Origin of the sequence: Chryseobacterium amylolyticum (assembly GCF_051011775.1) — a bacterium.
Lineage (GTDB): Bacteria > Bacteroidota > Bacteroidia > Flavobacteriales > Weeksellaceae > Chryseobacterium.
The window spans coordinates 39,251-53,306 of the sequence record NZ_JBPCHX010000006.1 but is presented as its reverse complement, the minus strand read 5'-3'; the positions used below and the strand labels follow the sequence as shown (position 1 = coordinate 53,306).

Here is a 14,056-nt window from a genome sequence, read left to right as displayed (position 1 = left end):
CGATGCTTTCCTATTATTTTAATATTGATTTTAAAGAGCCAGAACCCTTACATCAATTCTTCTGTTTTTTGCTTTACACTCATCTGTATCATTAGCTTCGCATACAGGATGCTGAGATCCGTACCCTTCCGCTTCTATTCTGTCTCCTGAAACCCCTAACTCAAGTAATTTAAGCTTTGCTGTTTGGGCTCTTAGATTAGACAGACTAAGGTTACTTTCTTCATTCCCGCTGTTATCTGTATAGCCTCCTAATTTTATTTTCAGATCCGGATAAGCATTTAAAATTTCAGCCAGCGTATTCAGCTGAAGTGCAGATTCTGCTTTTAGATCACTGGAGCCGGTTTCAAAATACAGGTTTTCAATGGTGTACCATTTATTAGGATCTAAAGCCGATTTATCTTTTTGTTTCACCACATTATAAAATTGGTAAAGCTGGCTTCCATCACCTATAGCGATTGTTTTTCCTCCGCTCAGTTTTATTTTCTGAATATTTCCTGTTTCATACACAAAGTCTCCGTTTTCATTAAGATGTCCTTTAATTTCTCCCGGAACAGCAGTAATTATTGCGGTATCACCGCTTACAGCTGTTGTACTACCGGAAACTCCTGTAAGACTTTCGATTTTTGCTTTCCTGTTCGCTTCAATTTTATCTTTATGCAATACAGCCAAAGTAGGCGCAATAACTAAAGAAACAATTGACATTAATTTGATCAGGATATTCATAGACGGCCCTGATGTATCTTTAAACGGATCTCCTACCGTATCTCCAGTTACGGAAGCTTTATGAGGCTCTGAACCTTTGTAATAGGTTTGTCCGTTGATGTCCACTCCCTTTTCAAATGACTTTTTAGCATTATCCCAGGCACCTCCGGCATTATTCTGGAACATTCCCATCAACACTCCACATACAGTGGCACCGGCCAGGAATCCTCCCAATACTTCAGGTCCGAAAATAAACCCAATAAGTAAAGGCGAAATGATGGCTATCGCACCGGGAAGCATCATTTTTCTGATGGATGCATCTGTAGAAATAGCAACACATTTTTCGTATTCGGGTTGTGCTTTTCCTTCCAGAATTCCAGGAATTTCTCGGAACTGTCTCCTTACTTCCTCTACCATCGCCATAGCCGCCTGCCCAACTGCAGTGATCGCCAATGACGAGAAAATAAACGGAATCATTCCGCCAACAAATAGTCCTGCCAGAACGTCTGCTCTGTAAATGTCAATACCGTCAATTCCTGCAATTCCTACAAAAGCTGCAAATAGGGCTAAAGCAGTCAAAGCTGCTGAAGCAATGGCAAATCCTTTTCCGGTAGCTGCAGTGGTGTTCCCAACAGCATCCAGGATATCTGTTTTTTCACGTACTTCTTTAGGAAGCTCACTCATTTCAGCGATCCCTCCTGCATTATCTGCAATAGGACCAAACGCATCGATAGCAAGCTGCATGGCTGTAGTAGCCATCATTCCGGCTGCTGCAATAGCTACTCCGTAAAGTCCCGCACAGAGATAAGAACCATAGATCCCTCCAGCGAGTACAATAATCGGAAGCAAGGTAGATTCCATACCAACGGATAGCCCTCCGATGATATTGGTTGCATGACCGGTAGAAGACTGTCTCACAATGCTGGAAACCGGTCTTTTACCCATTGCCGTATAATATTCTGTAATAATACTCATTAAGGTTCCTACAACCAGCCCAACCATTATCGCTCCGAACACTCCCATTTTAGTAAATTCATGGCCCCTGAGAACCATTTTTTCCGGAAGGATATAAGTTACCAGAAAGTAAGACGCAATGGCAGTAATCACAATACTTCCCCAGTTTCCAAGGTTGAGCGCATTCTGTACACTGGAAGTGGATGAACCTTCATTGTCATTAACTTTTACAAATAAAGTTCCGATCATTGAAAATATAATTCCTGTTCCTGCAATGAGCATCGGCAAAAGAATCGGGGCAAAACCTCCGAAAGCATCATCAGAAACTGTTTCTCTTCCTAATACCATGGTGGCTAAAACCGTTGCCACATAAGATCCGAAAAGGTCAGCTCCCATCCCTGCTACGTCTCCTACATTGTCTCCTACGTTATCTGCAATGGTTGCAGGATTTCTGGGGTCATCTTCCGGGATTCCGGCTTCAACTTTTCCTACAAGGTCAGCACCTACGTCTGCCGCTTTTGTATAAATACCACCACCTACTCTTGCAAAAAGCGCGATGGATTCTGCACCAAGAGAAAATCCGGTGAGAATTTCAATCGTTCTTTCCATTTCGTGAGAATCTACGGTGGCATCCGGAGCAAAAATCTGTTTAATAATCAGAAATAAAGCTCCCAGACCTAAAACAGCAAGTCCCGCAACCCCCATTCCCATTACTGAGCCTCCTGTAAAGGATACTTTAAGAGCTTTTGACAATGAAGTTCTTGCCGCTTCTGCTGTCCTGACATTGGCTTTGGTAGCAATTTTCATTCCGATAAAGCCTGCACATGCTGAGAATATAGCCCCTACTACAAAGGCAATTCCGATACTCCAGTGTGAATTGGCATTACTAGACCCCATGACTGCCAGTAAAATAGCAACTACTACAACAAAGTACGTTAAGATTTTGTATTCAGCCTTTAGAAAAGCCATTGCACCGTCTGCAATGTGCCCACTGATTGTTTTCATTTTTTCATTTCCTGCATTCTGTTTATTGACCCAGTTGCTCTGAAGAAATGTATAAAGCAAAGCTATGACACCAAAAATTGGCACTAACACAAATAGATCCATAGTTTATTATTTTATATTAAAAAATTGAGATTAGTCTTATAAATATAATGAAATTATAAACACGCCATAAAATTCATTAATAATAATCTATTATTTTGTAAATTCGTTTCTCACTATGATTTGAATTAATTATTTATGAAAAAGATATTATATACACTTATGTTATCTGCAGGCATAAGCAGCTGTCATCAGATGCCACAGGAAAAAGCTGAAATACTCTATTTCGGAGGGCCTATTATAACAATGGAGGATTCTTCTCCCCAGGTTGAAGCAGTAGCAGTTAAAGACGGAAAAATACTTTTTGCCGGAACAAAATCAGATGCAGAACGTTTTTCAGGGCCAGCCACTAAGTTGATTAATTTAAGTGGAAAAACTCTTCTTCCTGGTTTTATAGATGTTCACGGACATCTTACATCAAGGGCCGGGATTATGGATGCTGTAGATCTGTCTCCCGAGCCTTATGGCACTGTAAATTCTATTAAAGATCTACAGACTACGATTAAAAACTACATCAAAGACAATAAAATCACAGATCAACAGCCGGTTATCGGAAATGGTTATGATGATGCAATAATGATGGAACACCGTCATCCTACGAGAGCAGAACTGGATGTCATCAGCAAAAACCATCCTATTATTGTCATTCATGCCTCAGGTCATGCCAGCGTAGCAAACAGTGCAATGTTACAACTCTTGGGAATAACAGAATCATCAGAAGATCCTGAAGGAGGGCACATTGGCAGAGATAAAACAACAGGAAAACTGAATGGAAAGTTAGAAGAGAATGCCAGTTTCACAGCGTTACTGACCTTAACGGAAAAAATGAGTAAAGGTAAAGATACTCAGGCCCATGCAATGGAAAACCTGATGAAAGCCCATGATGAATGGCTCAGCTATGGTCAGACGACTATTTGTGATGGGAGAACTATGGGAGAAAGTGTTGCTCTGCTAGAAAAGGCAGCATCTCAAAACCTTTTTAAAGCTGATATTGTTTACTTTCCTGATTATGAATATTTCAAAAAAGATCTCAGCAATTTCAAGCCGAAGTATATGAAGTATGAAAATCGTTTGAAACTGGCTGGATTCAAATTTTCTGATGATGGCTCTCCACAGGGAAAAACAGCCTGGCTGACGCAGCCTTATTTGGTTCCGCCTGAAGGTCAGTCTAAAGATTACAAAGGATTTCCCATTTTTACGGATGAAACTTTATATAACGATCTGAAAACACTTTTCCAAAATCATATCACTGCACAACTTCATGTAAATGGAGATGCCGCCATTGACCAGGCTATACGCGTTATCAAAAGGTTAAAAGATGAAAATATTTACCTACCGGAATTGCGTGCAACATTAATTCATGTACAAAACAGCCGCCCTGATCATATTCAAAGAATAAAAGAATTAGGAGTAATTCCTTCTTACTTTTCTACTCATGCCTATTTATGGGGAGATTGGCATTACTCAAGTGTTTTTGGTCCCGAAAGAGCAGCTTTTATAAGTCCGGCCAACTCAGCATTAAAAGCAGGCATTACGTTTACCATTCATCATGATGCTCCGGTTACTCCACCAGATCTGATAACGGCAGTATATGCAGCAGTGAATAGAAAAACGCGTTCAGGAATGATTTTAGGACCCAATGAAAGAATCTCTCCCATTGAAGCCCTGAAAGCGATTACCATTAACGGAGCTTATCAATTGCAGGAAGAAAATAAAAAAGGGTCTATTAAAGCAGGCAAATTAGCTGACTTTGTTATTCTGGATCAGAATCCATTAATGATAAATCCTGAAAATCTCAGAAAGATCAAGGTTCTTGAAACTATAAAAGAAGGAAATCCTGTGTACAAAAGAGACTAAATTTATGGGTACCGGATCAAAGAATATTCATAAAGAAAAAGCAGATGAAAATTCATCTGCTTTTTGTATGCTTATGGAAGAATTCTATCCCCCGAATTTATCTGCATAATCTATTTGAGAAGCTTTAATCACTTTTCTTGCGTGTTCAGCTCCGTAAACTTCCTGAATTCTGCATTTTGCCGGTTCATCCGGTAAGTTTTTGTACGTAAGGAAATAGTGCATCAGTCTTTTCACTTCTGCTTCAGGTAATTCAGCAATATCTCTGAAATGTCCGAAAGCATGGTCATTGATCATTACTGCAACAATTTTATCATCAGCTTCGCCTCCGTCAATCATTTTGAAACCTCCGATTGGAATAGCTTCCATCAACAGACCTCCGGCATGGATATTGTGAGAACTTAAAACACAAATATCAAGCGGGTCATGATCTCCCATTGTAACATCATCAGCTCCGGCTTCCACAGCAAGTTTCATCACTTCTTTATCACAGTATGTTCTTGGAACAAACCCGTACAAAGCAGGGATAATGTTAGAAAATTTCTGCGGCCTGTCTACCTTTAAATATCCTGTTTCTTTATCTACTTCATATTTAATAGTATCTGAAGGAACAATTTCCACAAATACGTTTACAACATTTGGCGCATCTTCTCCTGCAGAAATTCCGTGCCATGGATGTGCTTTAAAATTTGGAATCATTATTTATCTGTTAATTTTTAAGTTATTATTAAAATTTCTTTTCTTAAATCTTCTATTGTTTCAGCAATATAATCGTTGCCTTCCATATAATTCATGATGAAAACCGTTTTGAATTCATCCAGCTGAACCTCTCCTTTCAATCCATCGTAAGTTTTATGAAGCAGTTCAATGATTGCATTTTTTGAATCTACGATATTCTTCCATGAATTTTTTGTAATGTATAACTGCTGGGATGAGTTATATTCAAACTCTTCATTGATGGCCTTTTCTGTAAGGAAAATAAACTCATGAACGGCCAGCTCTCTGTCAAATCTCTGAATAAGGTTTGAAGGCTTAATCCTGTCCAGAAACAATGTCATTCTTTCATAGGAATGTGCTTTGTTCTCTGAATTTGATTTCACGGTAAGCAGTTTGATTTCCTGGTTCTTAAACGTAATATATGAGTGTACAAATTGTCTGAGCAAAACCAGAAAAGGAATTGCAATAATCAATGCAAATGCATATGGTAGATATCCTGAAAGACTCGTCATAATTTTAGACTGCAAAATTACTAATTATTTTCCGTCTTCTAAAGAGTTTTTAAAGATATCCACTTTAGAAATTTGTATATAGATCAAAGAGAGAATAATGATAAGATAAAAGCCGACCATCATCCTGTTTACCAGAGCCGGAAAAATCAGAAATCTTAGCATAACAGTTCCATAAATAACAACAAAAAACAAAACCTGAGCCTGATTTTTTTTATTGCGGAATGAAAAATGATTGGCCAGAATGACCACAATAAAAATCAGTAATATTGGAAAATAAGAAGAATTGAATTCCAGCATTATATTCCTTTTAATAAAGTGAAAATAATCTGTAAAGGAAAACGGATCAGGCTGTGAAACGGGATAAATCTGAACTTTCGTAAACTGATTCATAAAAAGCGTAGACCACGATACCTGATTAAAAGCTTGTATCAAAAAGAAGGAAAGAAACAAATATCCGTATGATATCAATAGTGGCGCCGTTTTAATCTGAAACCTATCCCTGTACAAATAAATAAAGCCATACAGGAATGAATAAAAAATAAAATATTCCGGTCTTGTAAGCACACATAGCATACCTAATATACCTGCCCAGAAAATATTCTTTCTCATTAAAAAAACATAGAAGCTGAGAAGAAGAAGCAGGCATGATAAAGAGTCTGCAGAAACATGCCGGGCAGATTCCGGCAAGGGTTTGAACATCGAAATTAAAATAGTGAGGATAAAGGCAAGAGGGTAATTTTTCAGAATCCTGATTAAAAAGATGAAAATCAGAATAAGTATCAATGCATAAGAAATAACCGAAATTAAAGAGATGGAGACAGAAGCACTGAAACCAAGCTTAAATAACGACCAGCCGATAAAATTATAAAAAGGTTTTACCACAAAAAGCTGCAGCTCTTCTTCATAGGCTTTGGGATTTTGCGAAATGATTTTATAGTATGTGCTCTCCCCTTTTGCTATTTCTTCAACCATTGGATCAACAGGGCCAAGTCCGGCAAAATCAGGATTCTTTTCCTTCAGTTCATCGTATACCTTCTTATGAATATCTTCAATTTTCATATCAGGATATTCCGTTTTATAAATCAGCCCCATATAGGCTTCCATATCAGTATTGTAATAGTGGTGGGTATACAGATAGTATGACATGAAGCATACGTAGATTGAAAAGATAAAAATAAGAATACCATTCTTTTTTTCCATATACTGATATTATATGAATACAAATGTAAAAAAAACTGTCTTTTACTCTGTATTCTCATGAAAGCTTACAAAAGGATCACTTATACTAGAGTTCAAACAAAGCTGGCCTTTGTGTTACTTCGTGATAGCAGACACTGTTTTCATCAAAGAAATGGTACACAAGGCTTTTTCTGGTTTTGTTTTTATCTGTGTGAGGTTCTCCGCCATGAAGAATATTGGCATGCCAGATTAATAAATCTCCTTTTTTTGCTTTAAATATTTCTTTTTTTAATCCTAATTCTTTTACCTTTTCCTCAAGGAAAGTTTCATAAGCTCTGTAACTTTTCTTACCGATTTTCAAAGCAGTGCCTTCATTATCATAATCAGAATTCAGGAAATAAGGAAGTTTGTGACTTTTGGGGATATAATGCAAAGCTCCGTTGCTTTCATCAACATCTTCCAGAGCAATCCAGACTCCAAGCAGCCCTCCCAACGGATAAGTAGTCATGTGGATGCTGTCTGAATGAGTTTTCTGCTGGCTTCCGTTGATAAAATTGATACTTTGAAAAAGTTTGGATTTTCCGTCCAGCAAAACAGATAAAAAATCTAACAGTTCCGGATCACTTCCTATATTTTTAATGATTTCTGAATGGTGAATGGCAAACATCAGCTTTCCTCCGTAAATAAACTTCAAAGTCCCGTCTTTCATCAATTTATCAATTTCAAAATTGATCTGATCTGCCGTTTCCGGAGTAAGGAAATTCCTCAGGATCATATACCCGTTATCGTCGTATTGAAGAGCACTTTCTTTATTTTCTTCAGAAAGCTTGTTAAAAAAAGGAGTTTCCTTAAGCTTTATATAATCTACTGTTCTTTTACTGGCCGGAAGGTGGGCAAAATCTTTACTGGAAATGCTTGAGAAATAGCTCTTATTGATTCCGTATTTTTTATACAATGGAATATTATGCTTTAATTTACTCTTTTTAAACAGGTTATAAAGCATATATGATAATTTGTACTGACGAATCTGTTGTAACATAACTGTTTTACTAAGGATTTTATAAAGTTACGGATTATTACTTAATTAGAACCAATCTAAACAATGCTTTTCATCATAAAAAAGACTTCCCTCTCAGGATAAGATAGGCCAGCTTTTTAAAAAGATTTATTTTTGAATTTTCAATAATGCCATAAGGTCTCAATTGGGGGCGGAATCCCCTGAAAAATTCTTCGATATTGGGAATCTCTCCTCCTTCAAAATCAAAAATATGTGTTTCAATGTTTTCTTTAATGAGATGATCAATCAATACTGATGCTCCTGATAACTTCACATAGTTTTTATCATTGAAATTGCCTAAAAGCGCTACCATATTACAGTCTGAATAAGTAGCAATTACATTGACAATCTTATGCTGATAGTAAAAAGCGGTAAACTTAAGATATCCTGACTTATAAAAGCTTGCAAAAATTCTCATGAATTCAAGCAGATCATGGTCTTTGTTCAATCCTATTGTATTGGATTCAATAAAAGTTTTTGCTTTCTCATAAGGAATTGTTTTGATTTCAGAATCTTTTAAAACTGCTTCATCTAACCGAAGTTTTCTTTTTCTTTTGGGTGAATATTTTGCGTACACTTTCTCATAAGCATCAGGATACAATAAAAAATTCTTTTTGAGTCTGATCTTCGTACGAAGCTGATTGACATCATTGAATGGATAAGCCCGTATCATGTAATTCTTTTCAAGATATTCTAAAAAAGCTTCATTAAGGTCAACATTATCTTTACCGGAAAAAACACCAAGCTGCTGGCAAAGCTTGGGATTATGTACGATTTTCATCCCATATTTTCTTACAAAAGGAACAGGCATTACTGCTTCGTAATCTTTATAAACAAGAATTTCCCAGGGCATTGTAGAAGTAGTATCTAAAAAATGCTTTGTAGCAGAATATTTTCTTTGTTCGGAATTTTCTAAACATAGAGCATATTTTACAAAGTCAATTTCATGGTATTTTAATCTTCTAATCATAATAATCCTGAGTCCGAGAAACTAAAATAGGAATTCTGCGTAACAATAATATGGTCCAAAAGCTGAATACTTAAGGTATTTCCGGCTTCTTTTATTTTCTGTGTGATACTGATATCTTCTCTGCTTGGTTTTAAGCTTCCGGAGGGATGATTGTGTGCAATGATAATTCCTGTTGAAAAATGATCCAGAGCTCCTTTATAAAGAGTCCTTACATCTACAATAGACTGGCTGATTCCACCCTGCGTAAGTTGGGAGATGTGAATCACTTTATTACTGTTGTTCAGGAAGATTGCCCAGAACTCTTCTGTCCGCAGATCGGAAAGCTGGTTTCTAAGAACTGCATAAGCATCATGACTGTTACCTATTACCGTTTTTTCAGGAATTTCCTGTACAGCTCTTCTCCTGCCGATTTCCAGGGCTGAAATGATTGAAATAGCTTTTGTCTCTCCAATTCCTTTAAATTTCACCAGGTCCTGAACGGAAAGCAAGCTTAGCTGATGCCAGCTGTTATCGACAGAGTTTAAAATCTTTCGTGCCAGTTCTATGGCATTTTCTTCCCTATTTCCACTTCCCATGATGATCGCTAACAGCTCAGAATCAGAAAGTGAGCTTTTGCCTTTCTGCAAAAACTTTTCTCTGGGTCTGTCATCTTCTGCAAGAAATTTTATAGCCATGGAAAAATTATGAAATAAGATATTATGAATTAATAGAATGCATATAAGATCATCGGCTTCTTAGACTGATCAATGTATTTAGCGGTTTCTTTAAAAGCATTTACCGAAAGCATAGGACACCCTAAGCTCAGACATGCCGGAGCCTGGGATTCCATATCGGGAACACATCCGTAAGAATGAAGAACAATAGCCCTCTGCATGGCATTACTGTTGGTAGCGTCCAGCCCTGCAAGCCGATAGGCTTTGCCAAACTTTCCTACATAGCTTTCTCCAATGGCATATTTACCCAGCGACGACTGATAAGATCCTTCAGTATTACTGAATTTTAAAGCGTCTGATTTTGGAATAACAGAACCTGAGCCATGGGATACAACAGCCTGCTGTACAATCCTGTTATTTTTCAGGTTATAAATGAAATAGCGGTATTTCCCGGAAGGTATTTTAAAATTGATAAAAACAGCCAGTTCCTGATTATACTCTTTCCCTTTAATATAATTCTTAATTTCCGAAATTCTTGCCTGAGGCACGCCTGGCGAATTCAACTGCTGTGACTCAGCCTTTGAACAGGAAATTACAATTAAAAAAAGAAAAATAAAGTGTTTCATCATCCGGTTTTGTATACTTTTATTCTATGATCATTCCATCTTTCATGACGAGCTTGCGGTCCGTAATTTCTGCAAGATTCGGGTTGTGGGTAACGATCACAAATGTTTGATTGTATTTGTCTCTGAGATCAAAAAATAATCTGTGAAGGTCATCCGCATTCTTGGAATCCAGGTTACCTGTTGGCTCATCTGCAAAAATAATTTTTGGTGAATTGATTAAAGCTCTCGCTACTGCTACCCTTTGTGCTTCTCCCCCGGAAAGCTGATTAGGTTTATGATTCAGTCTCTGTTCTATCTTTAAATCTTCAAACAAAGCATAAGCCTTTTCAATAGCTTCTCTCTCATTAGCCCCGGCAATTTTTGTCGGAAGCAATACGTTTTCCAGAGCGGTAAACTCCGGAAGAAGCTGATGAAACTGAAATACAAAGCCGATATTCTGATTTCTGAATTTTGATAACTGTTTATCATTCATATTGATAAATGATTCTCCTGCTATTTCAATTTCAGTATCATACTTACCGGACTGGGTCGGATGATCCAGCGTTCCTAAAATCTGCAGGAGTGTAGATTTACCTGCTCCTGATTCTCCTACAATAGAAACTACCTCTCCTGTTTTGATGTGAATATCAACTCCTTTCAGTACTTCTAAATTTCCATAAGATTTATGGATATTTCTTGCTTTAATCATGATTCAAAAATAGTGAATTGCCTTCAAATAAAAAACCGCTTTTTGAACCGGTTTATATTTTATTTTGCTTTTAAAGATATCAGATTTCTTTAATCCATTTATATCAGTCTTTTCTATTAATTTTTTTAATTATTTCCTTCAGATTTTTAGTAATAAACTTATAGGTTTTATTTTTTATTGGGTATCTGAATTCAGTTCACAAAAAAACCTCCCGGTTTGGGAGGTTTATTATTTTCAAGTTCAGAAATTACAGTAACAATGTTAATGGGCTTTCTAAATAGGTTCTTAATGTCTGTAAGAACTGAGCACCTGTAGCACCGTCTACTACTCTGTGGTCACAAGCCAATGAAAGCTTCATGGTGTTTCCAACTACAATCTGACCGTCTTTAACGATTGGTTTCTCAATGATTGCTCCTACTGAAAGGATAGCAGAGTTTGGCTGGTTGATGATACTTGTAAATGTTTCGATACCGAACATTCCCAGGTTGGAAATAGAGAATGTAGATCCTTCCATTTCGTTAGCTTTAAGGCCTTTGTTTTTAGCTCTTGAAGCCATATCTTTTACAGCTGCAGAGATCTGTGTATAAGTCATCTGGTCTGTATTTTTCAATACCGGAACTACCAATCCGTCCGGAATAGCTACCGCTACCCCAATGTTGATATTTCCTCTGTGGATGATCTTATCCCCTGCCCAGCTTGAATTTACCTGAGGGTGTTTTCTTAAGGCAATTGCAGTTGCTTTAATGATCATATCATTGAAAGAGATCTTAGTATCCGGCAAAGAATTGATTTCTTTTCTGGCCTCAATGGCTTTATCCATATTGATCTCAACCATCAGATAGTAATGAGGTGCAGAGAATTTACTTTCAGAAAGACGTTTCGCGATAACATTTCTTACCTGAGAGTTAGGCGTCTCTGTATCTTCACCTTGTACAAAACTTACTGCAGCCGGAGCAGCGCTTGCTGCAGGAGTCGAAGCAGCGGGTTTCGCAGCGGGTTGATAGTTTTCAATATCCTTTTTAACGATTCTTCCGTTTTCACCAGATCCCTGAATACTGTTGATATCAACTCCTTTATCCTGAGCCATTTTTTTAGCCAGTGGAGAAATTGCAACTCTGTCCGAAGATGAAGTGTTTGCAGCAGGCGCAGCTTTTTCTTCTGTTTTAGCTTCTGCTTTTTGCTCAGCTGGTTTTGCCGCTGACTGACCAGCAGCCTTCGGAGCACCTACAGCGGAAACATCTGTTCCAGCAGGACCAATGATTGCCAACACGGAATCAACCGGAGCAGCACCTCCTTCTTCTACACCCTGCTTCAATAATACTCCATTGAATTCAGATTCGAAATCCTGTACTGCCTTATCTGTCTCGATTTCAGCAAGAAGATCTCCTTCTTTTACTGTATCACCTACATTTTTGTGCCATTTGGCTACCTTACCCTCTGTCATTGTATCAGAAAGTCTAGGCATTGTAATAATTTCTACTCCAGCCGGAACTTCTGCTGCAGCAGATTCGGTTGCAGGAGCATCAGCTTTAGGCTGTTCTTCTGATTTTTTTTCTTCAGAACCAGCACCTGGAGCAGCAGCTCCTCCTGTTAATCCTGAAATATCTTCTCCTTCATTTCCGATAATTGCCAAAACAGAGTCTACAGCAGCAGCACCTCCTTCTTCTACACCAACGTATAAAAGGGTACCTTCTACTTCAGATTCGAAATCCTGAACTGCTTTATCAGTTTCAATTTCAGCTAAAATATCTCCTTCTTTTACTTTATCCCCTACTTTTTTATGCCATTTTGCCACCTTACCTTCCGTCATCGTATCGGACAGGCGGGGCATCGTAATTACTTCTGCCATAATCTATATTGATTTGAGATCCGAGATTTGAGATTTGAGATTTCAGAAATTTCAAACTTCAAATTTCAAATTAATTTTATTTTTTAGTTTTCTAATTTGTCTAGGAACGGATAATCTTCCTGAGCATATACATACTCATAGATTTTTTCCGGGTCCGGATATGGAGAGTTTTCCATGAACTCAATACACTCTTCAACAAAATCTCTCGATTTGTTATCGATAGTTTCCAATTCCGCTTCAGTAGCCCATCCGTTTTCTAAAATTCTGTGTTTTATCAATTCGATTGGGTCATCATTTTTATGAAGAGCTACTTCTTCTTTAGATCTGTATGGCTCAGCATCAGACATAGAGTGTCCTCTGTAACGGTAAGTTCTTGCTTCAATGAAAGTAGGCCCGTCTCCTCTTCTTGCTCTTTCAATAGCTTCATAAGCAGCTTCTGCCACTTTTTCAGGATCCATTGCATCTACAGCAAGGCAAGGCATTTCATATCCTAATCCTAATTTATAGATATCTTCGTGGTTGGCAGTCCTTTTTACTGAAGTTCCCATTGCATACTGGTTGTTTTCTACAACAAATACTACAGGAAGTTTCCAGTTCATCGCCATATTGAAAGTTTCGTGTAAAGAACCTTGTCTTGCAGCACCGTCCCCGAAGAAACAGATGTTTACGGCCTTTCTGTCGAAATATTTATCAGCAAAAGCAATACCTGCACCTAAAGGAATTTGTCCTCCAACGATACCGTGTCCTCCGTAAAAACGGTGTTCTTTACTGAAAATGTGCATAGATCCACCCATACCTCCGGATGTACCTGTAGCTTTACCACAAAGTTCCGCCATGATTCTTTTAGGATCCACTCCCATCGCCATTGGATGAATGTGACATCTGTAAGCAGTAATCATACTGTCCTTTGTCAGATCCATTGCATGTGTAAACCCGGCAGGGATAGCTTCCTGACCGTTATACAAATGTAAAAATCCTCTGATCTTTTGTTTTAGGTAAAGAGAACGGCATTTGTCTTCAAACCTTCTCCACATTGTCATATCTTCATACCACTTCAGGTATACCTCTTTAGAAAATTCTTTCATGTGTTAGCTCTTGCTTTTTTATGATGAAATAGTTGAGCAAAATTATGAAAAAAACTTTGTTTTTATTCTATACATAGATAACTTTTCGATTTTTCTGTAAAATCTA

Annotated in this window: 12 protein-coding genes; 1 reads left to right on the top strand and 11 read right to left on the bottom strand. The window is 37.7% G+C overall.

Translation table 11 applies throughout. The features are described 5' to 3' along the window. Positions 1-30: 30 nt before the first annotated feature. On the bottom strand, positions 31-2,763 hold the full coding sequence (locus ACR1PO_RS16785; RefSeq protein WP_433987508.1) for a sodium-translocating pyrophosphatase: 2,733 nt from the start codon (positions 2,761-2,763) through the stop codon (positions 31-33). Between the two features lie 135 nt (positions 2,764-2,898). On the opposite strand from ACR1PO_RS16785, the gene ACR1PO_RS16780 reads away from it, so the two are divergent. Further along, on the top strand, positions 2,899-4,617 hold the full coding sequence (locus ACR1PO_RS16780; RefSeq protein ID WP_433987507.1) for an amidohydrolase: 1,719 nt from the start codon (positions 2,899-2,901) through the stop codon (positions 4,615-4,617). Between the two features lie 84 nt (positions 4,618-4,701). Here the strand turns inward: ACR1PO_RS16780 and ACR1PO_RS16775 are convergent, their stop codons facing one another. The 10 genes from ACR1PO_RS16775 to pdhA form a co-directional block, all read right to left on the bottom strand. Next, entirely contained in the window at positions 4,702-5,313 is a 612-nt protein-coding gene (locus tag ACR1PO_RS16775) for an inorganic pyrophosphatase (RefSeq protein WP_332387056.1), read from the bottom strand. A 17-nt stretch (positions 5,314-5,330) separates the two neighbouring features. Next, positions 5,331-5,843: a DUF7935 family protein gene (locus ACR1PO_RS16770; protein WP_332387469.1), complete on the bottom strand. Its 513-nt coding sequence runs from the start codon at positions 5,841-5,843 to the stop codon at positions 5,331-5,333. Between the two features lie 24 nt (positions 5,844-5,867). Next, positions 5,868-7,043 carry a hypothetical protein gene (locus tag ACR1PO_RS16765; protein WP_433987506.1) on the bottom strand — a complete coding sequence of 392 codons (1,176 nt, stop codon included), beginning with the start codon at positions 7,041-7,043 and terminating at the stop codon, positions 5,868-5,870. A gap of 85 nt (positions 7,044-7,128) precedes the next feature. After that, the gene (locus ACR1PO_RS16760) at positions 7,129-8,061 is read right to left on the bottom strand and encodes a phytanoyl-CoA dioxygenase family protein (protein WP_433987505.1); all 933 of its coding nucleotides are present in this window, start codon (positions 8,059-8,061) and stop codon (positions 7,129-7,131) included. 73 nt (positions 8,062-8,134) lie between these two features. Continuing rightward, positions 8,135-9,049, bottom strand: a complete 915-nt coding sequence (locus tag ACR1PO_RS16755; RefSeq protein ID WP_433987504.1) for a hypothetical protein — start codon at positions 9,047-9,049, stop codon at positions 8,135-8,137. After that, positions 9,046-9,723, bottom strand: a complete 678-nt coding sequence (gene radC / locus ACR1PO_RS16750) for a RadC family protein (RefSeq protein WP_332387062.1) — start codon at positions 9,721-9,723, stop codon at positions 9,046-9,048. Before radC ends, ACR1PO_RS16755 begins: the two co-directional genes overlap by 4 nt. Positions 9,724-9,752: 29 nt before the next feature. Further along, on the bottom strand, positions 9,753-10,331 hold the full coding sequence (locus ACR1PO_RS16745; protein ID WP_433987503.1) for a murein L,D-transpeptidase catalytic domain-containing protein: 579 nt from the start codon (positions 10,329-10,331) through the stop codon (positions 9,753-9,755). Positions 10,332-10,347: 16 nt separating this feature from the next. Further along, positions 10,348-11,016, bottom strand: a complete 669-nt coding sequence (locus ACR1PO_RS16740) for an ABC transporter ATP-binding protein (protein ID WP_002979895.1) — start codon at positions 11,014-11,016, stop codon at positions 10,348-10,350. Between the two features lie 247 nt (positions 11,017-11,263). After that, positions 11,264-12,865 (bottom strand): dihydrolipoyl dehydrogenase family protein, encoded by a 1,602-nt coding sequence (locus ACR1PO_RS16735; RefSeq protein WP_433987502.1) that lies wholly within the window; start codon positions 12,863-12,865, stop codon positions 11,264-11,266. 83 nt (positions 12,866-12,948) lie between these two features. Further along, a complete protein-coding gene (gene pdhA, locus ACR1PO_RS16730; RefSeq protein ID WP_002979899.1) occupies positions 12,949-13,950 on the bottom strand; it encodes a pyruvate dehydrogenase (acetyl-transferring) E1 component subunit alpha in 1,002 nt (333 codons plus the stop codon). Between the last annotated feature and the right edge of the window lie 106 nt (positions 13,951-14,056).